Source organism: Lignipirellula cremea (genome assembly GCF_056501455.1).
Genome location: NZ_CM151415.1, coordinates 1,019,885 through 1,043,635, shown reverse-complemented (window position 1 = coordinate 1,043,635; position 23,751 = coordinate 1,019,885). Strand labels below are relative to the sequence as shown.

The following is a 23,751-nucleotide window of genomic DNA, read 5'->3' as shown; positions in this document are numbered from 1 at the left end:
TCTTGTCGAGCTTCGACCGACTCAGATTGCAGGCCGTCTGAGCCACCCAGGCATTTCGCAGAAGAGCTGTCATGTCCGAGGAATCGTCTCTGCACGTCGTCACCTCCGTCGCCCAGTTAAGGGCGGCGGTCGCCGATCTTCGCCGTGCAGGTCGCACGATCGGTCTCGTCCCCACGATGGGCGCGCTGCATGAGGGCCATCTGAGCCTCGTCCGCGCGTCGATCGACGAGGGGCACGCCACGATCGCGACGATCTTCGTCAATCCGACGCAGTTCGGCCCGCGGGAGGATCTGGCGAAGTATCCGAGGACGCTGGAACGCGATCTCGACCTGCTCGGTTCCGCCGGAGTCGCAGTCGCGTTCATTCCGACCGTCGACGAAGTCTATCCGCAGGGCTTCGCGACCTACGTCGAACCGCCCGAGTCTGCGGGCCCCCTCGAAGGCGAACGCCGACCGGGTCACTTTCGCGGCGTCTGCACGGTCGTCCTGAAACTCTTCCTGATGGCGACGCCCGACGTCGCGTTCTTCGGACGCAAAGACTTTCAGCAGGCGCGCGTGATCGGACGGATGACCCGTGACCTCGACGTGCCGGTCGAAGTGCGAGTCCAGCCGACGCTTCGCGAACCCGACGGACTGGCGATGAGTTCGCGAAACGCGTATCTCTCGCCGGAAGAGCGGACGCGAGCGCTCGCTCTTTCCCGATCGCTGCGCGCGACGGTCGAGGCCTACCGCTCAGGCGAACGGTCGATCGCCAGGCTGGAGGAAATTCTCCGACGCGATCTGATGGCTGCCGTCGATTCGATCGACTACGCGGTTCTCGTCGAGCCCGAGACGCTCTCAGCAGGCGACGAGGCACACGATCGGACCGTGGCGCTCCTCGCCGTCCGCGTCGGGTCGACGCGACTGATCGACAACGCAGTTCTCGGCGAAGAGTTCGAATGAGCGAGCGTAAGTGATTCGACGAGAAAAACCTGGAGGTATTGCCCGTGTCAATCGAGCAATTGAACGTCGAACCGAACTCGTTGAAGTCGTCGTTGTCAGAGTGCCTTTCTTGGTGTGGAAGTCGTCGCACCCGTTCGGTAGAGGATCAGGACCTCTACCAGACATTTCGAAGCCGGGAGCTAGAGCCAGCCGCCCGTGACGTCTTCCCTCGTTCGTGCAGTACTTCGTTTTCGAACGATGTGACATCAGCATTCGAGCGCTTCCTCAAGCTCCGAGCGGCAATTAATCCCGGTTCGCCACTATCGACTGCGGAAATCGCGACGGATCTGACTCGCGACCGTTCGCTTCTTGCGGTCGATTGGAATTCTTCTCTATTCGACGGCGCGGCCGAGGCAGAGTCGCAAGGATTCATTGACGAAGAAGGAATGCCGCCTTGGGATTGTTGGCTCCTATTGGCTGGCTTGCCGGGCCATTCTGACAGGGCCCTATTGCTGACTTGGATTCCAGCATGGTTAGCCGAGAGCGTCGACAGCGCAATTCGAGTCGACGCTGCAGAGTGCATGGCGTGGTGTAGCATCGATCAGCATGAAAGGTGCTGGCTGCTGAACTGGGGCGAATCTTGGCACGGGTAGGGACTTCGTCTACGAGCGACGTCCTTGCCATCGCCTACCCCCGGCTTGCCTTCTTCACCCGCTCGAAGGCGGCGAGCGACTGTTCGCTGGCGGTGCGGGCGAAGGCTCGCACGAAGGGCGTCTTCGCGTCGGATTCTCGCACGGCGGCGTAGAGCGTCTTCCACAGACCCTTCTTGCCGATCGGCACCGTCGCGACGGTGGCCCCGGTGGGAAGCGTCTCCAGAATCCAGGTCGGGATCGCCGCGACGCCCCGGCCATGCGCGACCAGTTGCAGCATGACCGACGTCATCTCGACCTTGCGATGCGCCAGCGGCGAGACGCCGGCAGGCCAGAGCAACTCGGTAAACAGATCGAGCCGCGACGGATCGACGGGGTAGGTGATCACCGTCTGATCGGCCAGATCCGCCGCGACGACGAACGGCTTCGAAGCCAGCGGACTCTCCGCGGGTACGGCGAGCACGACCTCGTACTTGAACAGCGGGGCAAGCCCGACGCCGCGGTGGGCGACCGGGTCGCAGGCGATGACCAGGTCCAGTTCGCCTGCGATCAGCGCGGGAAGCGCGGCGAACTTGTGCTCCGCGGCGATATCGACTTCGACGCTGGGCCAGTCGCGGCGATAGGCGTCCATGATCTGCAGCAGCCACTCGTAGCACGTATGGCATTCGACGCCGATCCGCAGGCGGCCTGATCGTCCCTCGCCCAGTTCGCGGATCCGCTGCTCGAGCGCGTGGAACTCCGGCAGCGTGCGAGCCGCGAAGTCCGCGAGCAGGTCCCCCGCCTCCGCGAGCGTGACGGGACGCGCCTCTCTTCGCAGCAACTGCGTCCCGAGCGCCTGCTCCAGGCTCTTCACCTGATGCGAGACGGCGGACTGCGTCAGGCCCAGCTCTTCCGCCGCGCGCTGCATCGATCCGGACTGACGAATGGCCAGCAGGGTCTCCAGATGTCGCCGCTCGATGGTCATGAGCTGATTTCAAGTTAGATGGCGATCAATTCGTTATCGCTCAAGCGACCTTCCGCGTAAGCTTCCCGAATTCAGACGCCTTACGCAAGGAGCGCATGCCGAATGATCTCGACCCACGTCCTCGGTTTTCCCCGCATCGGAGCCTTCCGCGAACATAAGCGGGCGCTTGAACGGTACTGGAAGGGCCAGTCTTCGCTCGCCGAACTGGCGGGCGTCCAGCGACAGATCCGCGCCTTCGGCTGGCAGGCGCAGAAGGAGGCGGGGCTCGACCTTCTGACGGTCGGCGACTTCGCCGCGTACGACCACGTCCTGACGCTTGCCCGGCGATTCGGCGTCGTCCCGCAGCGCTTCCGGACGACCGACGTCCCCGAGGACGTCCAGTTCCTGATGGCGCGCGGCAAGGCGCCGACGGGCCAGCCGACGCACGCGCTCGAGATGACCAAGTGGTTCGACACGAACTACCACTATCTCCGCCCCGAGTTCGATCGGGCGACCACGTTCTCGACGATCGACCGTTCGCTCGACGCCGAGATCGCCGAGGCGAAGACCTTCGACCGGTCGCTGAAGGTCGTCCTCGTCGGGCCGGTGACGTTCCTCGCGCTGGGACGCTGGCTGGAAGCCGACGGCAGCCCGCTGGAACTGCTCCCGGCGCTGCTTGAAGCGTATGCCGCGACGCTCGCCCGGCTGAAGTCGCTCGGCGTCGCGTGCGTGCAGATGGACGAACCGATCCTGGCGACCGATCTCAGCGACGAATGGATTGACGCTGCTCGCACGGCGTACGATCGCCTCGGAAAGGCGGGCCCGCCGATGCTGCTGGCGACGTACTTCGCGCGCACGAACGATCGCAGGGACCTCTTCCGCGATCTGCCGGTCGCGGGCATTCATCTCGATCTCTGCCGCGATCCGGAGGCCTGGGAATCAGCGGCGGAGGCGATCCGCGAGGATCAGTATCTCTCGGCTGGCGTCGTCGACGGGCGTTCGATCTGGCGAACGCCGCTGGACGAGACGCACCGCAGGCTGAAGCCCCTGTACGAAAAGCTGGGCGACCGGCTGAAGCTAGCGACGTCGTGTTCGCTGCTGCACGTGCCGTACGACGCCGCGGTCGAGACCGATCTTCCGCCAGCGCTGCGAGGGCGCCTGGCGTTCGCGCTGCAGAAGCTGGACGAACTGCGCCTGCTGAAGCGGTCGCTCGAATTCGGCGAAGTCGCCGTGCGAACCGAGTTCGCGGAGGAACGCGAATCGCGAACCGCCTGGCAGCAGGAACCCGGCGTGCAGAACGCCGCTGTCCGCAGTCGCTCGGCAACGGTCGATCGAGCGATGACCGAGCGGGCGGAAGCTTATCCCGACCGCGCGGCGAAGCAGGCCGAGCGACTCAAGTTGCCGCCCCTGCCGACGACGACGATCGGATCGTTCCCGCAGACGGACGCCATTCGCGCGGCGAGAAAGCGCTTCATCGACGGGCAACTTTCGCCGGAAGACTACGACCGGGCGATCGAGAATGAAATCGCGTTCGCGATCCGCAAGCAGGAGACGTACGGTCTCGATGTGCTCGTGCATGGCGAACCGGAACGGAACGACATGGTGGAGTACTTCGCCGAGGGGCTCGGCGGGTTCGCCTTCACCCGGTTCGGCTGGGTGCAGTCGTACGGCAGCCGCTGCGTAAAGCCGCCGATCATCTGGGGCGACGTCGATCGTCCCGCCGACCTGACCGTCCGTTGGGCTAAGTACGCACAGTCGCTCACGCCCTTCCCGGTGAAGGGCATGCTGACCGGGCCCGTAACGATCCTGCAATGGTCGTTCGTGCGAGACGACCTGTCGCGTTCGGAGGTCGCCCGGCAGATCGCCCTGGCTCTGCGCGACGAGGTCGTCGCTCTGGAGGCTGCCGGCACCGCGATCGTGCAGGTCGACGAGCCGGCGTTTCGCGAAGGGTTGCCGCTGCGGCAGGACGATCGGGCTGGGTATCTCGCCTGGGCGGCGGAAAGCTTTCGCCTCTCGACCGCGGGCGTGCGCTCCGAAACGCAGATTCACACGCACATGTGCTACAGCGATTTCGGCGACATCCGCGACGGCATCGTGGCGCTCGACGCGGACGTGATCACGCTCGAGGCCGCCCGCTCGCATGACGAACTGGCTCGCGAATTCGGCTCCGCCGGCGGCTACCCCCGCGAGATCGGTCCCGGCATGTACGACATCCATTCGCCCAACGCGCCGACGCTGGCAGAGGTGGAGCGACGGATCGACAGCGCCCTCTCGGCTTTTCCGATCGAGCGGCTCTGGATCAATCCCGACTGCGGCCTGAAGACCCGCACCTGGAGCGAAGTCGACGCCGCGTTGCCGATTCTGACGCAAGCCGCGAAGCAGGGCCGCGAGCGGCTGACGGCGACCGCGTAGATTTCTTGCTCGATGCGGCCAATCGCAGCGAAGCGATCGGGCAGTTCACGAAAGCCGGCGTGCCGCGACAGTCGCAGGCACGCCGGCTTCTTTATGATTCGTGGCGACCGCGATCGTGAACCGTGCGATCCGTCGAACGAAATCGCCTCAGGCGACGAAGTCCCGCTCCCAGCGGTTCTCGGCGACGGAGATCCCGAAGCCGGGGGCGTCGGAGAGACGGAGCACGCCGTTCTGCGGCTGAGGACGTTCGACGTAGCAGTCGGTCCAGTAACGCGGTTCGTCGACCAGCGGCATTCCGTCGTACGCCGCGATCGCGTGCAGCGCGTACGGTTCGCCGCCGCGATGCGGGCAGACGCGGAGATACCGGTCGCTCGCCTTGGAGTAAAGGGCCTTGAGCGCGGTCATCCCGCCGCACCAGGAGATGTCCGGCTGAAGGATGCTGTGAATCCGCTCGTCGATGATCGTGTCGAACTGCTCCATGTTCGTCTCGTGTTCGCCCCCCGCGATCGGGATCGGGCAGACGTTCACCAGGCGGCGGTAGCTTTCGATGTCGTAATTCGGAAACGGCTCTTCCAGCCAGTAGGGGCGGAAGTCCGACGAAGCCAGGGCGACGTCCATCGCCTGCTCCGCGGTCCAGTATCCGAACGCGTCGAGCATCAGCGGATAGTCCGGACCGACGACCTCGCGCATCTCGGAAAAGAGTCGCGTGATCTTTTCCGGTCGCGGCTGGCGATCTGCCTCGATCTGGCGGACCTTTACGCCCGCGAAGCCGGCGTCGAGCGCGGCGATGGTTTCGTCGCGCGACGTGGCGACCCGATAGACCGGCAGCGCCGCGGAGAGATCGACCTTCGGATCGAGCAGGCGCGCGACCGGCTGACCGAGCGTTTTGCCGCGGAGATCCCAAAGCGCCAGATCGAGCGAACTGAGCGCCATCGTCTGATGGGGCTCGCGATGCTGCTTCAGCAGTTCGGCGACGCGGGCGAAGGCGCCGTCCAGATCGGCGAACTCCCAGCTCAAGAGCTGGGGAAAGATCTCGTCGACGAGGAAGGTAATTCCTCGTTCGCCGCCGCCCCCTTCGCCGAGGCCGACCAGTCCGTCGTCCGTCCAGAGACCCACGACGACGTGGCCCTTGGAGCGTTTCCAGGCGGGCGTCCGGCTGGCGTTCTCGGGATGCAGGATTCGGATTCGGCGGATGCGCATGGGCGATCGACGGAGCAGGCGCGGCGGGACGGGCGGGAGAAGGTCTGGATTGTCGCGGGCATCGGTAGGGCCGGCAATGCCGACAACCGTAGCTTTTCGAGGAGATACGGAGCGTTCAAATGTTCCTCCGGGTGGCCCAGATTGCTTGCAATCTGGGTCGAACGAAGTTCGACAAGAGGAGCGGCAGCCGGAAAGCGAGGACATCATCGAGCGGCGTGGCGATCGCCCGGTCGAACTTCGAAGGGCGAGCGAAACGAAGACCTGAGCGTCGAGTCGAATCCTCTTGTCGACTGCGTCGACCCCGATAGCGGAGCTATCGGGGCCACCCAATAACATCTGGCCCGCTGCGAAAAAGACGCGCCGGTCGTCCTGCTCTCCGACCCCGCTGACGATCGACGGCATGCGATACAATGCATGCAGGCAGACTTCATTTCTCGCCGCCCGCGCATGACGGACGCCGCTTGAACGCTTTTCTGAGCATCCTGGACGGGGACCGGGCCGGTCGGCCCATCCCGCTGAACGAAGAGTCCGAGAACCTCATCGGACGCGGCACCGAGTGCCGGATCGTGCTGACCGACCCGCTGGCTTCGCGCGTTCACGCCGCGATCTACCGCGCCGGCGAAGAGTGGTACGTGCGCGACTCGAGCAGTCGCAACGGCACCTTCCTCGACGGGCGCAAGATCGAGCAGGCGCCCATCCGCGAGGGGGGAAAGATCCGGATCGGCTCGACTACGATGCGGTTCAGCGGGGCGAGCCCGAGCGTCCGCTCGTTCGAGGACGACGACGATCTCTCCGGAACGCAGACGCTCAACTTCGGCGCGAAGGTCGACGTCAAACGGAGCGCCGGCTCGCTCCGTAAACCGGTCGGCGTGAAAGGCCGCGGTCCCGATACGGACTTCATCCGCTTCAGCGACCTGAGCGTCCGGCTGCTCGGCAACTCCAATCCCGACGACGTCGTTCGCGTCTCGCTGGAAGATCTCAAGGAGCGGACCAAGGCGACGGTGATCGGCTTCCTCTGGGTCGACGAGGGACGCCTCAAGCCGAAGCTGGCCATTCCGGAGAAGGACGCCCACCGCGCGGTCCTGTCGAAGGAACTGACCCAGAAGGTTATCCGCGAACAGAACGCCATTCGCGTCGATTGCCGGGACAGCAGCAGCGCCGGTCGCGATCTGGCGGCGTTCGACGAAGCGATCTGCGTTCCGCTGATCTATTCCGAGGAGACGCTGGGCGCGATCCATCTCTACCGCGCGGGGGGCCGCTTCGAAGACTCCGACTTCGATTACGCGATTCTCGTCGCCAACGCGCTCGTGATCGCGCTCGTCCGCGCTCGCGAACAGGCCCGCCTGCGGGAGGAGAACGCCCGCCTGGTCGCGAAGAACGCCGATCAGGGAGAACTCATCGGCGAGAGCAAGCCGATGGTCGAACTGCTCGACAAGATCAAGCGGATCGCCAGGGCCAGCGGCTGCGTTCTGATCCGCGGCGAGAGCGGTTCCGGGAAGGAACTGGTCGCCCGGGCGCTTCACCGGATGAGCCCGCGAGCGGATCGACCCATGCTGTCGGTCAACTGCGCCGCGATCCCGGCCGAACTGATGGAGAGTCAGCTCTTCGGCCACAAGAAGGGCTCCTTCACCAGCGCCGACGCCGATCATCCGGGCTATTTCCGGCAGGCCGATACGGGGACGCTCTTCCTCGACGAAGTCGGCGAGCTGACGCTCGAAGGGCAGGCGAAGCTGCTCCGTATTCTGGAGGGGCATGCATTCCTCCCCGTCGGCGGCGTGAAGGAAGTCTCTGTCGACGTGCGGGTGCTCGCGGCCACGAATCGCGATCTGCGGGAGTTCGTTCGCGAGAAGAAGTTCCGCGAGGACCTCTACTACCGCCTGAGCGTCTTCGAACTGCAGATCCCGCCGCTGCGCGACCGCGGTCCGGACGTCGGGCTGCTCGTCGATCACTTCTTCGAGCACTTCAAGCTCCAGCATGGCCGGCTGCAACTGACGCTGGCCCCTGCCGCGCGGGATCGACTGATCGCCTACTCGTGGCCCGGCAACGTCAGGCAGCTTCGCAACGTGATCGACAGCGCTGTCGTGATGGCCGACAGCAGCACGATCGATCCCGAGGACCTGGGCCTCCGCGACGCGTCGTCCGAAGAATCAGCCGACGACCTCCGCATCGATCGCTGGGAGAAGAAGCTCATCGAGCGGGCGCTCTCGCGCACCGGCGGCGGAGTTCCGCAAGCCGCCAAGCTGCTCGGCATCAGCCGAGCGACGCTCTATCGCAAGCTCGAAGAGTACGATCTGAAGCGATAGTCGAATGGACTTCCTGTGGTGTGCCCTGGCAGCCATAGCACAGGCGAACTCCCTTCCGTATTCACGGCATCACTCCAACGGCGCGAGCTCGGGCGGGGCGACGCCCGGAAGCGTGGAGCGGGGAATGACAGGCGCGGCGACTAACGAGGAGGCCGCCGGCGTTTCGCCTGCCGGAGGATTCTCGGGCGGAGCGTACAGAACGATCTCCTTTCCGACCGGCAGCAGATCGGCGTACTTGAGCACGCGTCGATTCCGCTCGAACAGAAATGCTGCCAGCGACCGATCGCCGTAGTTCGCGAGCGCGATTTCCTCCAGCGTGTCGCCGTCCTGAATGAGATGGCGACCGATCGCGACGGGGCGGTTCGACACGGCTTCCTCCTTCGCCAGCGTGGGAGGAGCGAGTTCGAGCGTCGCGGGGGTCGCCTCCTGAACAGCGAGGACGGCCCGCGCTGGATCCTCGAGCGGCGCGATCGGAGCCGTTCGCGCGTCGCTCCGCAGCGATGCAGCGAACTGTGCCGATGCCGGCGCCGCGAAGCGAGGCGACAGCGCCGGATCGGAGATGAACGTCGGTCGAGACGAAGTCCGCGCCGGAGGAACGAGCGCGCTCTCTTCGATCGCCGCAGAGGCCAGCCTGGCCGAGACCGGGCTATCGGTCGCGGCGACGCTCTGCAGCGGGTCCGGGATCGCGAGCCCGGCGTCGGGCTTTAGACCGGACGGACCGCCCGAATCGACGACCCATCGCACGCGCGGATCGACGTCGGGAGCGTCGGTCCGTTCGGGCGATTGATTGCGAAGAAGATAGACGGCGCCTCCTGCGACGACTGCGAAGCCTCCTGCCACCAGCGCTCCACGAGGAATCATCGACGGGCTCGGTCCAGCTGACGAAGGACGAAGAAAGCGATCGGCAGGCAGGAGAACGAAGAGTCTCCCGCCTCGCCTTTCTAGTTCGTCTCAGCGAGCCGCGCGGCTTCGCCCGATCACGCCCGGATCTTGAACGAATCTCCCGATCCGGTTCCGAATCCTCGCGTCCTTCCCGCGGAGCCGATTCCGCACGAACTGACGAACGCGGAACGCCTGTCGCATGACGCGACAGAGCGGAGAAAACGGGCGAGAATTCCTCGATTCCTCCGCCGAAGCGAACCCTGCGCGGCGAATCGTGCGCCTCACTCCGCCGCGGCGCCGCCGTAGCTGACCACGCCCATCACTTCGGTCGCTTCTTCGCCGCAGACGATCAGCATGTACTTCGCACGGAAGCCGAACGGGACGCTGGCCAGCGGAAACGAAGTCTCCGTCACGTCGAGCCGGCGGAAGACCGTCGCGGACTCGTCCAGCTTTTCGCCCGCTTCGATCCGGCGGGAGGCGTCCAGGAAATGGTCGACCGACGAATCGGCGTCAAGTTCGGCCAGGTCCAGCACGTAGGCGTCGAACCGCGGGCCGTCGCTCTTCAGCGTGATCGACAGAGGATTGAACGGCACGACGCCCCCTCGCCCCCACGGGTTGCGGGGCTTTCGAGTCTTCGCCGTCAGAAACCTGCGCTGGATCGCGTTGTACTGCGGATCAACGTGCAGTCGCAGGATCTCGTTCTGCGGGCGAGACCAGGGCCAGAGCAGACCTCCCACGAGCAGCAGGACGATTCCGGCGCCTGCGAAGATTCGATTGTCGACGTGAAGCTTTCCGATCTGCATCGTCCGCCTCGAAAGTGACTGCCGGAGGTTCGCGCGCGAGCCGCGAACGATCGCGAAGGAACTTTCGCCCGACGCATCGCGTCGAATGGGCTGCGTAAACGTTCGGTAACGATAAGAGAACTTCGCTCAGAAGACGAACGCGTTGCGCAGAGAATCTGGAATATCGGACCGCGTTGCGCCGCCGGCGCCGCGACGTTCGACCCTTGTCGTTCAGACGTTCCTCTCGTACGACGCGGGGGGAACCGCTCTTCTTTCGGGAGCCATGACATGAAGCGGCGTGTTTTCGCCTGTCGGGCCTGCATCCTCCTCTTCGTTTCAGCCGTCGCCTGGAGCGCTCCGGCGACGGCACAGGTAGCCGTCAGCGAGTCGAGCGGACTCGGCGGGGTTCTGCAATCGACGGACCAAGGAGCCGCCATCGAATCGCGGGGCGTCGGTTACGTCCCGCCCGGAATGGGCATGGGAGCAGGCGGCGGCTTCGTCGGAGGCGGCATGCCGTCCGGATACCCGGGCGGATGCGGCCTGCTGCTGGATTACGACAGCGCGTCGCTGCCGGACGTCGTCGCCGCCCAGCGCGAGCGCCTGATCGGGTCGCTGCGACAACTGCAGGATGCCTATTGTCGCGCCGCGATGCTCGACGAAGCGATCGTCGTCCGCGATCAGGTGCGGGCGCTGGAGGCTCTGCGCGGCGTGCCCCTGCCGCCGATCGCTGCTCCGCCCGGCGTACCTGGTCAGCCCGCGGCGAACGGCATCGACGACGGGCGTCCCTACTCGCTCCGCGGACGAAACGGCGAGAGCTTCTATGCGGAGGTGACCGGCTCGACGACGGGCTCCGTCTGGGGCGACGGCGTTTATACCGACGACTCGGACCTGGCGACCGCCGCGGTTCACGCAGGCGTGCTGCAGGAGGGCGAAACGAAGGTCGTGCAGTTCACGATTCTTCCCGGCGAACCGTCCTACAGCGCGTCTGCCGCGAACGGCGTCGCGACCAGAGACTGGAGGTCCTACAGCGGAAGCTTCCGCGTCGACGCGGCGGCGAGTCGACTGACCTATCCCTACGCCCTTCGCGGACAGGGACTCGAACGACTGCCCGTCTTCGTAGTCGGCTCGGCGAACGCGGGCGCGGTCTGGGGCACCGACGTCTACACCGACGACTCGACTCTCGACGCCGCCGCCGTGCATGCAGGGGTCGTCGCGGAAGGGGAAAAGGCGATCGTCACGATCGAATTCCTCGCCGGTCGCGATTCGTACGAAGCGTCCGAGCGTAACGGCGTCATCTCACGTCCGTACAATTCCTGGACGGCCAGCTACCGCTTCGTCGAAGGTCCGCCGGTCACGTCCCTTCATTACGACGTACCCAAGTGAATCGGATCGGATCTCGTCAGAACGTCTTCGAATAGCTCGCGGCGAGCGCGAACTGATCCTGAATCTGAACGTCGGGCGAGTACTGGTACAGCAGGTGGGCCATCTCGAGGTTCAGTCGCCCGCCCATCGGTAACTGAAACATCAGTCCGTAGCCCAGGTTGAAGGTCTGTCCGTCCTGCAGCCGGGGATCGCTGAGGGCGAGGCTGGGCGGAATAAGATCCTCGTTTCCGATTTCCCGCCAGACTGCTTCGCCGCGCACGGTGAAGGCGAGCGCCTTGTGACTATCGAGCAGGTACGAGAACCACACGTTGACGTGGGTCGACTGGTCGATGACGCCCGAGGTGGGCGAGCCGGAAAGTTCCCAGTCGCTCAGCCACTGGACGCCGCCTGACCACCACTTCCCGAAGTGCTTGTACGTCAGCGCCGGCTGGATGCGCCAGTCGGGGGTGAACCAGTCTTCGCGGGTCGTTCCCGCCGGAGCGTCGATCGCCCAGCTCGGACGATACCCGGACACGACATAGACCGGCGCTACCGTTCCCATCTGCAGCACGACCACGTTCTGCGGATCGTCGTAGACGTCGATCAGCGCGCCGGCCGCGACCTCGCTGATGCCTGACTGTCCGAAGGAGCGCTTGCCGCCGGATGCGGCGAACGAACGCTGACGTAGAACCTCCGATTCGAATTGCGGTCGGATGTAGACGCCGACGCCCCGCTGGACCGCGTAGGTCAGGTCGACGGTGTGGCGATCGTAAATGCGGCGATCGGTCGCCCAGTAGCCGGCCGCCGCAAGTTGACTGCCCCACGTCGTCGAGACCTCGTCGTCGGCGACGGGATTGCCCTTCTGAATCCAGCCGTTCGCCTGCGTCGTCATGAAGCGACAGTCGACGAGCCATCCTTCAGGCTGCGGAATCAGGATGTTGGCGACGGAAACCGGCGCCCGCAGGTCGACGCGATCTTCGTGCAGGAACGGCCCGGGCGGATCGATCTCCTCCCGGATCCAGTCGCGGAATTCCATCCGCGTCGCGACCGCCGCCTGAGGCAGTTCGGAAAACCCAGGCAATTCCGGCAGAGAACCGTCGTCCAGGAACGCGGTGACCGCGTTCGGCTCTTCGTCTTCGATTTCAAGGTCGACCGACGCATCCAGCGACGAAGCGTCGGCAGCCGTGGATTTCTTCGCCTCCCCTTCTTTCGACGGCGAATCGCCCGACGCGGGATGGAACGTCAGCGCGAAGGTCGTCGCAGAAAGAGCGAACGCGATCGAGCGGACGAGTCGGAACATCGGAAGCGGCGAACGTCGAGGCAGGAAATTCGGAGGCGGGCCGGCGCGGATTATGCGTCCGTCGGAACGGATCCTTCGGCGTTCGTCTACCTAACATGGGCCTCCCGAGCGTCGCAAGGCGGACTAGGCAGACTGGGGAGAGACCGAAGAATGCTCCCAGCCGCCTGCCGAAATACTGAACCGACTGGCCGAATACGTTCGCTCCTTCATCGCGGTTCGATTGACCCGGTTCAACCGTGCGGGCGCTGCCGGGCCGGTCGATCTGACGTACCTGAACTGCGCGACCCTGTCATTGCGAGAACGCTCCCATGATCGTCTCCCAGGAGAAACTCCTTCGCGACGCGGAAAAGTCGAAGTCGGGCGACTGCGAGGATTCCTCGCTGAACTTGCTCAGCCTGTTGCAGCGGACGTGGGCCGAATGGACTGCCGACAACGGAGCCCAGTTCGGTGCAGCTCTCGCGTTCTACAGCTTGCTGGCGCTGTCGCCGATGCTGCTGTTTCTGGTCACGACGGTCGCGTTCTTTTTCGGCGAGCAAGCCGCGCGGGGCGAGGTCGTCGAGCAGATCCGGCCGATCGTCGGCTCCGACAACGCCGAAACGATTCAGGAGGTGATCAAGAGTTCGCAGGAGAAGAAGGGCTCCGGCTGGTTCAGTTCGATCGTCGGCGTCGTCACGATGCTGGTCGGCGCGTCGGGCGTTTTCATCCAGTTGCAGACCGCGCTCAACGTCATCTGGGACGTCCAGCCCAAGGAGGGCGCCGGCATCCTGGAGATGCTGAAGAACCGCTTTCTGTCGCTCGCGATGGTCTTCGGCAGCGGGTTTCTCTTGCTCGTCTCGCTCGTGCTGAGCGTGGCGTTGAAAGCGGCGCAGAATTTCGTCTCGGAGCAGTTTCCGCTCGGCTCTCTGTTCTGGGGGGGCGTCAACATCGTCGTCACGTTCGCGATCGTCTTCGTGATGTTCGGCGCGATTTACAAGTTCCTCCCTTCGGCCCGCATCAAGTGGAAGCACGTCGCGCTCGGCGCCTTCATCGCCGCGGCGCTGTTCATGGTCGCGCAGTACCTGCTGACGCTCTACCTCGGTTACAGCGCCCCCGGATCGGCGTACGGCGCCGCGGGCTCCGTCGTCGCGATGGTCATCTGGATCTACTTCAGCGCGCAGATCCTGCTGCTCGGCGCCGAGTTCGCGCAGGTCTATGCCACGCGCTGCGAAGGACGCCGCGTCGAACCGACGGACGAAGGCGAAACGACCGGCAACAAGCCCCAGGTCGAACCGGCAACTTAAAGGCGACCCTACTCGGCCTTGCGCTTCCAGAGTTCCGCGCGCTCGTGCGCGGCGAGGAAGAAGGCGGACTGATCGGAAGCGAATTCGACGTCGTGTACGAAGCCGCCGATCTCTTCTTCGCGGAGCAGCACGCCTGTCTCCGGCTCCCAGAACATCAGGAAGCCGTTTCCGGAACCGCCCGCGGAGAGCAGCCAGGAACTGTCGTCCGCCCAAACGAGGCGTTCGACCAGGCCGTCCTTCTCCCCGGTGATTTCTCGCAGGCTCGACCCGCCGGCGACGTCGAAGATCTCGATGCGGCGCCTGCCGCCGAGGTGATCGACGTTCTCGATCTTGCCGATGCCGCCGACCGCGAGCTTGCTCCCGTCAGGCGAAAAGGCGAGGGCGCGGATGCCGCCGATGGAATGGACGCGGGCCTTGGGGTCCCACGTATACATGCCCGGCGATTCGAACTCGCCGATCTTTGCGAATGATTCGGCGTCCCACAGGGCCACGTGGCCGACCTTGTCGCCGGTCGCGATTCGTTTGCCGTCCGGCGAGACGGCCGCCGCGAAGAGCATCGACGGATAGTGCGTTGGCGTCAGCGGCGCATGGTCGGTGAACGTCGCCAACTTCTCGCCCGTGGCGACGTCCCAGACGCAGGCCTGCATATCGTCCGCGACGGTGACGACGCGCGAGCCGTCGGGATAGGGGACAGCCGCGCGGATCCAGTTCGCATGCGCGCCCTCGATCGCGCGAATCTGCTTCCCGTCGATCGCGTTCCAGAAGACGATCCGCTTGTCGTAACCGACGCTGACGAGAACCTCGCCCGCCCGCGCGAGGCCCGTGACGTAGCTGAAATGCCCTGCACCTTCCAGCGCGACGCGTTCCGCTTTTTCTTCGTTCAGATCGAAGCGATAGACCTTGCCGTCGGAGGCGCCGGCGAAGCCGACCGCGCCGTCGGAAGACAGGGCAGCGCAGAAGTAGATTTCCTTCCCGCGCTTCTCGAACGACCGTTCGTAGGTTTTCGGATCCATGCGGTATCCCGACGTTACGCCAGGACCTCCTTGATGGGCTTGGCGCCGAAGTCGGCGATCGGGATCGGTCGGCTGCCGAGCACGTATTCCTTATGCTCGTCGATGCCGAGCGCGGCGAAGATCGTCGCGAACAGATCGCCCGCGCCGACCTCGCCTTCGGCGACTTCCGTACCGTCCTCGTTCGTCTTGCCGTAGACGCTTCCGCCGAGCACGCCTGCGCCCGAAAGGGTGCAGCTCCAGGCGCTGGCGAAGTGATCGCGTCCCAGGCTGCCGTTGATGTGGGGCGTTCTGCCGAATTCGCTGAGCGTCACGACCAGCGTGTCGTCGAGCAGGCCCCGCTGTTCGAGATCGGTGAGCAGGGCCCACATCACGCGATCGAGATCGGCGCAAAGCTCGCGATGCGTCTCGAAGTTCTGGCCGTGGCTGTCCCACCACGCGCGGGCGACTTTGACGAACGGCACGCCCGCTTCGACGAGCCTCCGCGCGACGAGCGTCTGCTCGCCGAACTGGGTGGGGCCGTATAGATCCCGCATCGCCTGCGGTTCCTGATTGACGTCGAACAGCTTCTCGCTGGCCATCAGGCCCCGGACGCGTTCGTAGGCCGCGCCATGACTGGCGACGGCGGGGCTCTCGACGCGACGCGCGAAGCCGGCGGACAGGAAGCTGCGCAGCGCGGCCCGGTCCTGATGGTCGATCTCGGAGATGGTTTCCATCTTCGCGAGATGGCGCGGCGTCGGGTCGTCGGTCAGAAACATCGGGTTGTAGCGCGCGCCGAGAAAGCCCGCGCTCGTCTTGGTGCGCCCCTCGGTCGCCGTATACATGGAGACGAAGTCCGGGACCTGACTGTCGACCCGGGCGAGTTCCGCGGCGACGATCGCGCCGAGATCGGGATACTCGACGCCTGGCTCCGGTCGCCGACCGATCGTCATCAGTTCGGCGCCCTGGCCGTGATCGGCGATCTTCGTGTTGAGCGAGCGGATGATCGCCGTCCGGTCGAGCTTGTCCGCCATCTTCGGGAGCAGCTCGCTGATCTGCACGCCCGGGATGGACGAAGGGATCGCGGCGAAGGGACCGCCCGTCGGACGCCCAGGCTTGGGATCCCAAGTTTCGAGCTGGCTCGCTCCGCCGGCCAGCCAGAGCAGAATGACGCGCTTGCCGCGGCGTTTCAGCTCCTCGGCCACCGCCTTCTGCCGCAGCACGTTCAGCCCGGTCATATCGGCGGCGGCGCCCGCCGCGGCGACTGCGCCGATCGTGCCCAGAAACTTCCGGCGGGAGAGCCCCAGGCCGGCGAGCGTTCGCGATGGATTCGCGTGATTCATCAGACATCCCTCCTGATCGGGATCGCAAGCGGCGGAGAAGCGAACGCCCTTCGCCGTGCGACAGAATTCCTTGCGTCCGGACGCGCCGGACGATCCTATCGATGGAAGGCGATCCGCAATGCGTCACGCCTTTCGATGATCTCAGTGGTTGAAACGAAACTCCGCCGTCGCGAGCAGCGCCCAGGCGAGTTGCTTCAGGGCCTCGTCGCGACGGTCCTTGCGATCCGTCACGTAGGCGATCGCCGTTTCGCGTTCTTCGAGCGCCGGCGGTCGCGAGAGAATCGACAAGAACGCCCGGTCGACGGCCGCGCTGTCCTCAGGGATCTGCTTCAGGCTGCCGAGCAGTCGGTCGGAATCGTCGCGGAGCAGTTCCTCCGCGATCCGGGAACCGTTGCTGAACAGCAGCGACTCGTCGACGCCGACCTGGAACCCGACCTCCGGAATCGCGAACAGTTCCGACAGCCCCGTCGCCCGATCGTCCATCGACCGACGATCCTGGTCCCACGAAGGAGGCAGCGACATGCCCGGCAACTTCTCGGGCGCCGCCGTCGCGACTGCCAGCGAGGTCGCCATCTGCCGCGGCGTCAGCGCCCGCACGGCGCCGACCGCGAACAGTTCCGGCGCGGGCGTTTCCGACCCTTCGGGAACTTCGCTCGAACGGGCGTAGGGCTGCGACAGCACGATCCCGCGGATGAGCGACTTCAGGTCGTATCCCGAAGCGATGAACGTCGCCGTGAGTCCTTCCAGCAACTCCGGATGCGACGGCGGATTGTACGAATGGAACTGATCCAACGGCTCGACGATTCCCCGACCGATCAAGCGGGCCCAGGTCCGGTTGACGATGTTACGGGCGAGCATCGGCTCTTCCTGTTCGGCGAGCGCGAGCTCGACCAGCTCCGATCGCGGACTGAACTCCGGCGTCGGCGCAGGGGCGTCGCTTTCCTGTTCCGCTTTCTTGATCGCTTCCTGGAGTTCCTTCCTGCGTTCGTCGGACAGCTTCTGTTCCGGCTCGGCGACTTCGACGCCGGTGAGGAACATGAAGCGCCCCTCCTTCTCCTCGCCGTAGGTCGTGGTGAACTTCGGCCTCCCCTCGAATCGTTCGGCGACGGAGCCCGCATTGGTGCGATAGGTCCGGCTGAAGAACGAGGAAAGCCCGTAGTAATGGTCCTGCTGCCAGTCGAGAACCAGCGGGTGATCATGGCACTTCGCGCAGGAGATGTTCACGCCGAACATCGTCGCGCTCACGTCGCTGGTCAGCTTGTCGAGGTCGCCCGTTCGCTCGCGCAGGAACGCGGCGGGACCCTTCTCGCCCGGGCGACTCTTCTCGGGGACGAGGATGTCGCGAACGAGCTTGTCCCACGAACGATTCTCCGACGTCGCTCCGAGGAGATAGTTCCGCCAGTCGTCGTCCCGCCGCACCTTGGCAAGCAGCAGCAGATCGAGCTCGTTTCGCAGGTGGACCGCGTAGTCCGGCATCTGCAACAGTCGGTCGACGTACGACTCGCGACGGCTGGTCGTCTCTAAGGCGAGAAACTCCTCGGTCTCGCGAGCGGTCGGAATGCGTCCGGCAAGGTCCAGAGTGACGCGTCGCACGAAGGCGACGTCGTCGATCGCCGGAGCGGGCGTGACGTTCGCTTCGCCCAGTTTGGCGGCGATTTCGCGGTCGATCAGCTCCGTGACGGAGAGATCCTGCGGCGACGCTTCGTCCGCATGCAGCGCCAGCGGGGCTCCGAAGAACAGAGCGGCGATCGCAGTCGCGGCGAGGGCGACGGAGCGCGAACGAGTCGAATGGAAAAACGACACGTTCGCGAATCCCTGCGAGGTTCCAGGCAGCTTCATCTTGAGCGGCCTCAGCTGATGGGAGGGTGTTTGCGCGACCCGGCAAAAGAGGGCCAAGTCACGGCGGCGGGAAGGACACCCTAAATCCGGCTTTAATGGACCATGGTGTCCCGCCGGATAATTGTCCAGATTTGGCCCGGTGGGTCAACTGGAAAATCCGATCGAACGACCACTGTGCGGGGAGCGCCGGCGGGTCGCGAGACAGCGAGCGCACGAAAACGCCCGGAGAAACGATCAGCTTCCCCGGGCGGCGCGTAGGTTTCGATCGCGAGCGGGCGGTCGCTCTAGCCGCTCTTCCGCTTGGCCTTACGCCGGAGCAGATCGATGCAGCGGGACATGTCGGGCGGAAGGTCGCACTCGAACGAGAGTCGCTTTCCCGTCGTCGGCTGCGTGAATGACAGCGTTTGCGCATGCAGCGCCTGCCGATCGAGCAGAACCTCGTCCGCCGGCGGATCGTCAGGTCCGAACTCCGGCGTGGCGTCCCGACCGCACAGGCCGATCAACTCGCGGGGCGTGACGCGCGCCCTTCCGCCGTAGAGCTTGTCGCACAGGATCGGACATCCGACGTGCGTGAGGTGGATCCGGATCTGGTGCGTGCGGCCCGTCTTCGGATGAGCGTGCACGACCGCGACGCCGCCGAAACGCTCGACGACCTCGTAAAACGTGGTCGCTTCGCGGCTCTGTGCGTGATTTCGCCGGATCGCCATTTTCTCCCGCATGTACGGGTGGGGGCCGATCGGTTCGTCGATCAGGTCCCGGTCGCGGTCCGGCGCCGGGTGGACGATCGCGACGTAGCACTTTTCGACCGTCCGTTCCTCGAACTGCTTCGCCAGCGCGAGATGGGCCGCGTCGTGTTTCGCGATCACGATCAGCCCGCTGGTGTCGCGATCGAGCCGATGCACGATGCCGGGCCGCGTGGGGCCGCCGGTTTCGGAGAGCTCAGCGAAGCGGAACGAGATGGCGCTCGTGAGGGTGCCCGACCAGTTTCCGCGCCCCGGGTGGACGACCATGCCCGCCGACTTGTCGATGACGGCCAGGTCGTCGTCCTCGTACACGACGTTGAGCGGGATGTCCTCCGGCAGCGAGCCGGCAGGCGGAGCCAGCGGGGGCGTGAACGCCACCGCCTGCCCCAGCTTCAGTTTCACGCCGACCTTCGCCGGCGTGCTATCCACGAACGCCAGGCCGTCCTCGATCGCCTTGCGAATCTGAGTCCGGCTGAAGTGCGGAAAGCGTTTGACGAGGAACGCGTCGAGCCGTTCGCCTTCGTCGGCCGCCTCGACGGGAAACGTCGATTCGCCCGCGTCGTCGTCGGCGATCATCCGGTCGCGCATGGAAAGCGTCGCACCTCGGGATCGTCGCGAAGCAGCGACGATCGACAGCGAAAGGAGGCGACGATCCATCGACGCCGGGATACCGGCAGTTTACGGAGCGGGCGTTTCGCTCGACTCAGGAGCCGGCGCTTCCTCTGCGGGAGTCTCCGCCGGGGCGTCTTCCGGCGACGAGGGTTCCGCAGGCGTTTCCGCCGACGGGGTCGTCTCGGGAGACGTCGACTCTTCGACCGCTTCAGGCGCTGCCGGGGCCTCGCCTTCCGGAGTCGCGGGCGGCTCCGTCTCGTCGCCGGGAGCGTCTGCCGGGGGAGTCAACGGAAGCGAGGAGCCTTCCGGGGCGAAGCTGCCGCCGGCCGGATCTTCGGCGCCGGATCCGCCCGGGCCGAGGAATTCGTCCATGCCCGGGAAGCTCAGATCGGGCGCGGGAGCCATGTTGAGCACGTCCGCGGCCGGATCGGCGGCGGGCTGCGTTCCGAGAGGCGAGGTCGTCACGGGCGGCGGCGTCGGAACGAACGCTTCGTAGGTCGTCAGAAAGTTCGCGACGTCCTCGCGAACCGCCCACTCGCCCTTGTCGTTCTTGCGGGCGAGGAACGTCAGCTTCTGCTTGGAGGCTTCGCCGACCGCGGTGTCGGCGGCGTCTTTCGCCAGTTCCGCATAGAGCTCGATCGCCTTCCCGGGCTCGGCCAGGGCTTCCCAGGCCTGCGCTTCGCCGAACGTCGCGCGACGAATCAGAAGCGAATCCTGTCCGCGGTCGGCCGCTTCGGCACGGACCTTGGCGAACCCTTCCTGGGCCGACTTCAGCATGTCGAGACCCTCGTTGCGTTCCTTCTTCGTCGCGGCGAACAGCTTCGAGGCGCCTTCCTGCAGGAACGAGTCCGCCCGCATCTGCTGGGCCCACAGAGCCGCCGGTTCGTCAGGCGTCTCGGCGATGTTCTTGAGTTGCGTGCGCGTCGCCTCGGGCGTCTCGGTCATGGTGACCGCGACCATCAGCGGAAGCCACGAACCCGGGGTCGGGCGGCTCATGGTCCGGACCATGTAGACCGCGATCCAGGCGCCGCAGATGGCGATGATCCCGAGGAGGATCGGAACGGCCCACTTCTTGACGTCGTCGGGGTTCTCCCGTGCGGCGCCGATCTTTTTCTCGAGAAAAGTCGCGAGTTCGTTCTCTTCGAGTTCGTGGCGACGCTTGTTCATGGAAAAGCCGAGCGGGGGCTATCAGCGCGGACGTCGTCGCAGGCCGGCCGCCTTGCGAGAGTCTTGTCCAGAAGAATTCGACCTAAGGGGCGAAGTATAAAGACCTTCGCTCGCGAGGGTCAAGGCGAGGGGCTCGCCGGCGGAGGCGTCGATCGGTCATCCCCGGGGCGCCGTCTCCGCGTCCCCGGCCTTCGGTTTCGCGCCAGGCGGATTGGGGATCTGCTGATCGGCAGTCAGGTTCTCCGACATCGGAATCCGGTGGTAATACCACGTCCGGAGCTGCTGCTTTCCATCGAGATGGTCCGTGACCAGGTGAATCTCCGCCCGTTCGGCCAGTTCCCGGGTCAGGTGCACGGTGTAGATTCGCTTCCCCTCGGATTCCCGGGGAGAGAGCGTCGTCGACAGGTCGACGTATCCCGTGCCCTCTTCGGGGCGGATCTGCAATGCGACCGAACGCAGGGGGCCGAGCCTTCCCTCGTCGGCGAGCGTCACATTCACCGTCACTCGTCCCGTGTGATGGTCCATCCAGGAGACGTCATATCGCAGCTTGAGCTGCTCCTTCGTTTCGCCCAGTTCGAAACCGAGCCCCCAGGCGAGATTCGTCGCCGTCAGCACGACGGCAGCGAAGACGAACGACGTCGAACGAGCGTTTCCCGCGAACATCCTGCGTCTCCCAAGCGAGCGGACCGGTCTCTACGACCCTATTTCGCCGGCGCCTGGCGCTTCTGTCGAGGATTTTCGCCGCTTTCGGATGTCTGTCGCCGCTCAGGTTCCGGGCGATCCCAAGCCGCCGCACGCCGCGAACACGGCGAGAGCGTCCCGCGTCGCCTGAACGTCGTGAACGCGGAGAATCGGGATGCCCGACGCTGCGAGCGCCAGAGAAGCGCCGAGCGTGCCGGCGGTTCGGTCGCGATCCTTGCTGCCGATCGCCTTGGCGATGAAGCCCTTTCGCGAGTGCCCGACGAGAATCGGCGCCGGCAGATCGAGGAACCGCCGAGCGGATCGCATCAGCGCGAAGTTGTGTTCATGCGTCTTGCCGAACCCGATGCCCGGGTCGAGGCAGATCGCTTCCGCGGGAACCCCGGCCCCGACGAGCGATTCGAATCGGGCCAGCAGGTAGCCGTAGATCTCCTCGACGACGTTCTCGTATCGCGGATCGTCCTGCATCGTCTGCGGCGTCCCCTGCATGTGCATGACGCAGACGCCGGGGCGAAACTCGCGAACGACGCCCAGCATCTGCCCATCGCCCTCCAGCCCCGTGACGTCGTTCACGATCTCCGCGCCCGCGTCGAGAGCCGCCCGCGCGACGGACGCCTTGTACGTATCGATCGAGACGGGGACGTTCCTCCTTCGGCAGACCTCGGCGACGACGCGTTCGATCCGCCGAAGCTCTTCCGCCTGCTCGACCGGCGTGGCGTAGGGCCGCGTACTCTCGCCGCCGATGTCGAGAATGTCCGCCCCCTCGTCCGCCAGCCGCAGCGCCTGCTCGATCGCCCGCTCCGCGTCGAAGAACGCGTTCCCGTCCGAGAACGAATCGGGCGTGACGTTGACGATCCCCATCAGCTTCGGCGCGCCGCCGAGATCGAGCGTTCGGGTTCGCAGCGACCAGGATCGAGAGGGCATAGCTCAGTGGTTTCGAGCGAACTCGGTAGTTGATCCGTTCACGACTCGACTGGTCAGTAGGCGGGTTGCTTAGCCGAACCGACTCGATCGGAGGCGGCGGGTTTCGCTTTCGCGTCCTTCGCGATCGGTTCGTAGAAGGCCAGCGTCTGAAAGGTCTCTTCGCGCGACGAGAGCCGCAGGAAGCGACCCTGCACGAAGCTGTCCTCGCGGGCGATGGGCTGCGCTGCGACCGCGGCGGTCAGGTCAGCGAGCGTCCGCGAGGTGAGAAAGACGACGTTGCCGCTTCCGAGCGAACGTTGCAGCGCTCGGTCGGCGGCCTCCGAAGGGGAGCGCTCGGCGCCTCCCTGCCATTCCGCGAGCAATTCGAGCACCTCGGTCAGGAAGAACGAATTCGCGACGCCGTGGCGGTCTTCGAAGGTCTTGCCGGCGAGGATCACCGAGATGCGGGTCCCCCCTTCGCGACTTAGCTCGGCCAGAATCGTGGCGGTCAGGCGGACGACGTTCTCCAGCGCCTCGATGTCGGCAGGCTGCGGAGAGGGAGGCAGCCAGCCGTCGAGCGCGAGCGTCAGGTCCTCGCGCTGCGTCGGTTGAAACTGACGCACGGCCAGACGATTGGTCCGCGCGACCGTTCGCCAGTGGATGAGTCTGCGGCTATCGCCCGCCCGCCACTCTCGCACGCCGTAGAACTCCCCTTCGTTGTCTAGCATCCGTCGACGCAGCATCCGCAAACCCTGCGGGTCGAAGCCGAGCAGCGCGCGTCCTTTCGGCGTCAGTCTGCCGACTTGCGGCGCGACGAGGAGGGACTGACGCTCCGGGAAAACCATTCCGACTTCGACCAGTCCCAGCGGAAAGCGGGTCTCGACGACGAGCGGCCCGAAGTCGTACTTGCCTCGACGGGGAATACAGGCGGTGTAGGCCCGAGCGACGGTCGACTGCGGTTCCAGTCGCTCGACCAGCGTCTGCGAAAGGGTTTCCGCCCTCGACCGGGAATCGCCGATCGGACGAATGCTGTCTTCCGCCACGACCCCGTAACTGAGCAGATTCCGGCGATCGTTCGAGACCGCCAGGTTGACGGTGAACCACTCTCCCGCGCTGACCATGCGGGGCAGGCTCCTCCTGACGCGAACGAGCCGCAGCGTTTCGACCGCGTAGCGCCAGTTGTAAAGCAGCGGCCCCAGCATCAGGCCGGCGAGAAAGATCAGCAGGTTCACCTGGCGGAACACGGCCCCGCTCAGAATGAAGCAGAAAACCATGACGTAGAACCACCCCTCCAGGCAAAGCTTGGTACGGCGGTAAGGCGATGCCATGGACTTTCCGACGCTCGGAGAGCGCAAGGGAGAGGCGAACATCGGCGATTATAACTGCCGCATCGACTTCGATTTGGACGTGGGGCCAGGCGCT

General features: G+C 65.4%; 18 protein-coding genes. 5 read left to right on the top strand and 13 right to left on the bottom strand.

The window, feature by feature from the left end:
* Positions 1–71: 71 nt before the first annotated feature.
* On the top strand, positions 72–941 hold the full coding sequence (gene panC, locus SH602x_RS04065; protein WP_479475592.1) for a pantoate--beta-alanine ligase: 870 nt from the start codon (positions 72–74) through the stop codon (positions 939–941).
* A 666-nt stretch (positions 942–1,607) separates the two neighbouring features.
* Here the strand turns inward: panC and SH602x_RS04060 are convergent.
* Entirely contained in the window at positions 1,608–2,534 is a 927-nt protein-coding gene (locus tag SH602x_RS04060) for a LysR substrate-binding domain-containing protein (protein WP_479475591.1), read from the bottom strand.
* A 102-nt stretch (positions 2,535–2,636) separates the two neighbouring features.
* Here SH602x_RS04060 and metE point away from each other — a divergent pair, with 102 nt between their 5' ends.
* Positions 2,637–4,925, top strand: coding sequence for a 5-methyltetrahydropteroyltriglutamate--homocysteine S-methyltransferase (metE, locus tag SH602x_RS04055; RefSeq protein WP_479475590.1), 2,289 nt, complete (start codon positions 2,637–2,639; stop codon positions 4,923–4,925).
* 147 nt (positions 4,926–5,072) lie between these two features.
* Here metE and SH602x_RS04050 read toward each other — a convergent pair whose 3' ends face one another.
* Positions 5,073–6,125: a mandelate racemase/muconate lactonizing enzyme family protein gene (locus SH602x_RS04050; protein WP_479475589.1), complete on the bottom strand. Its 1,053-nt coding sequence runs from the start codon at positions 6,123–6,125 to the stop codon at positions 5,073–5,075.
* Positions 6,126–6,586: 461 nt separating this feature from the next.
* Between SH602x_RS04050 and SH602x_RS04045 the strand changes: the two genes are divergently transcribed.
* Positions 6,587–8,428 carry a sigma 54-interacting transcriptional regulator gene (locus SH602x_RS04045; RefSeq protein WP_479475588.1) on the top strand — a complete coding sequence of 614 codons (1,842 nt, stop codon included), beginning with the start codon at positions 6,587–6,589 and terminating at the stop codon, positions 8,426–8,428.
* Between the two features lie 69 nt (positions 8,429–8,497).
* Here SH602x_RS04045 and SH602x_RS04040 read toward each other — a convergent pair whose 3' ends face one another.
* Together SH602x_RS04040 and SH602x_RS04035 are read right to left on the bottom strand one after the other, a co-directional pair.
* Complete coding sequence (locus SH602x_RS04040; protein WP_479475587.1) at positions 8,498–9,289, bottom strand: LysM peptidoglycan-binding domain-containing protein; 792 nt, start codon at positions 9,287–9,289, stop codon at positions 8,498–8,500.
* A 302-nt stretch (positions 9,290–9,591) separates the two neighbouring features.
* Positions 9,592–10,113: a hypothetical protein gene (locus SH602x_RS04035; protein ID WP_479475586.1), complete on the bottom strand. Its 522-nt coding sequence runs from the start codon at positions 10,111–10,113 to the stop codon at positions 9,592–9,594.
* 267 nt (positions 10,114–10,380) lie between these two features.
* Here SH602x_RS04035 and SH602x_RS04030 point away from each other — a divergent pair, with 267 nt between their 5' ends.
* A complete protein-coding gene (locus SH602x_RS04030; protein WP_479475585.1) occupies positions 10,381–11,475 on the top strand; it encodes an LCCL domain-containing protein in 1,095 nt (364 codons plus the stop codon).
* 16 nt (positions 11,476–11,491) lie between these two features.
* Here the strand turns inward: SH602x_RS04030 and SH602x_RS04025 are convergent, their stop codons facing one another.
* Positions 11,492–12,754 carry a hypothetical protein gene (locus SH602x_RS04025; protein WP_479475584.1) on the bottom strand — a complete coding sequence of 421 codons (1,263 nt, stop codon included), beginning with the start codon at positions 12,752–12,754 and terminating at the stop codon, positions 11,492–11,494.
* A gap of 308 nt (positions 12,755–13,062) precedes the next feature.
* On the opposite strand from SH602x_RS04025, the gene SH602x_RS04020 reads away from it, so the two are divergent.
* The gene (locus SH602x_RS04020) at positions 13,063–14,034 is read left to right on the top strand and encodes a YihY/virulence factor BrkB family protein (protein ID WP_479475583.1); all 972 of its coding nucleotides are present in this window, start codon (positions 13,063–13,065) and stop codon (positions 14,032–14,034) included.
* An 8-nt stretch (positions 14,035–14,042) separates the two neighbouring features.
* On the opposite strand, the gene SH602x_RS04015 is transcribed toward SH602x_RS04020, so the two are convergent.
* The 8 genes from SH602x_RS04015 to SH602x_RS03980 all read right to left on the bottom strand — a co-directional run bounded on the left by SH602x_RS04015 (position 14,043) and on the right by SH602x_RS03980 (position 23,657).
* On the bottom strand, positions 14,043–15,047 hold the full coding sequence (locus tag SH602x_RS04015) for a WD40 repeat domain-containing protein (RefSeq protein ID WP_479475582.1): 1,005 nt from the start codon (positions 15,045–15,047) through the stop codon (positions 14,043–14,045).
* Between the two features lie 14 nt (positions 15,048–15,061).
* Positions 15,062–16,366 carry a DUF1501 domain-containing protein gene (locus SH602x_RS04010; protein WP_479475581.1) on the bottom strand — a complete coding sequence of 435 codons (1,305 nt, stop codon included), beginning with the start codon at positions 16,364–16,366 and terminating at the stop codon, positions 15,062–15,064.
* Positions 16,367–16,507: 141 nt separating this feature from the next.
* A complete protein-coding gene (locus SH602x_RS04005) occupies positions 16,508–18,169 on the bottom strand; it encodes a DUF1800 family protein (RefSeq protein WP_479475580.1) in 1,662 nt (553 codons plus the stop codon).
* Between the two features lie 320 nt (positions 18,170–18,489).
* Positions 18,490–19,536, bottom strand: a complete 1,047-nt coding sequence (locus SH602x_RS04000) for an RluA family pseudouridine synthase (RefSeq protein WP_479475579.1) — start codon at positions 19,534–19,536, stop codon at positions 18,490–18,492.
* 90 nt (positions 19,537–19,626) lie between these two features.
* Positions 19,627–20,727 (bottom strand): hypothetical protein, encoded by a 1,101-nt coding sequence (locus SH602x_RS03995; RefSeq protein ID WP_479475578.1) that lies wholly within the window; start codon positions 20,725–20,727, stop codon positions 19,627–19,629.
* Positions 20,728–20,883: 156 nt separating this feature from the next.
* Entirely contained in the window at positions 20,884–21,390 is a 507-nt protein-coding gene (locus SH602x_RS03990) for a hypothetical protein (RefSeq protein WP_479475577.1), read from the bottom strand.
* 102 nt (positions 21,391–21,492) lie between these two features.
* A complete protein-coding gene (gene folP / locus SH602x_RS03985) occupies positions 21,493–22,350 on the bottom strand; it encodes a dihydropteroate synthase (protein ID WP_479475576.1) in 858 nt (285 codons plus the stop codon).
* A gap of 53 nt (positions 22,351–22,403) precedes the next feature.
* Positions 22,404–23,657, bottom strand: a complete 1,254-nt coding sequence (locus SH602x_RS03980; RefSeq protein WP_479475575.1) for a DUF58 domain-containing protein — start codon at positions 23,655–23,657, stop codon at positions 22,404–22,406.
* Positions 23,658–23,751 lie beyond the last annotated feature (94 nt).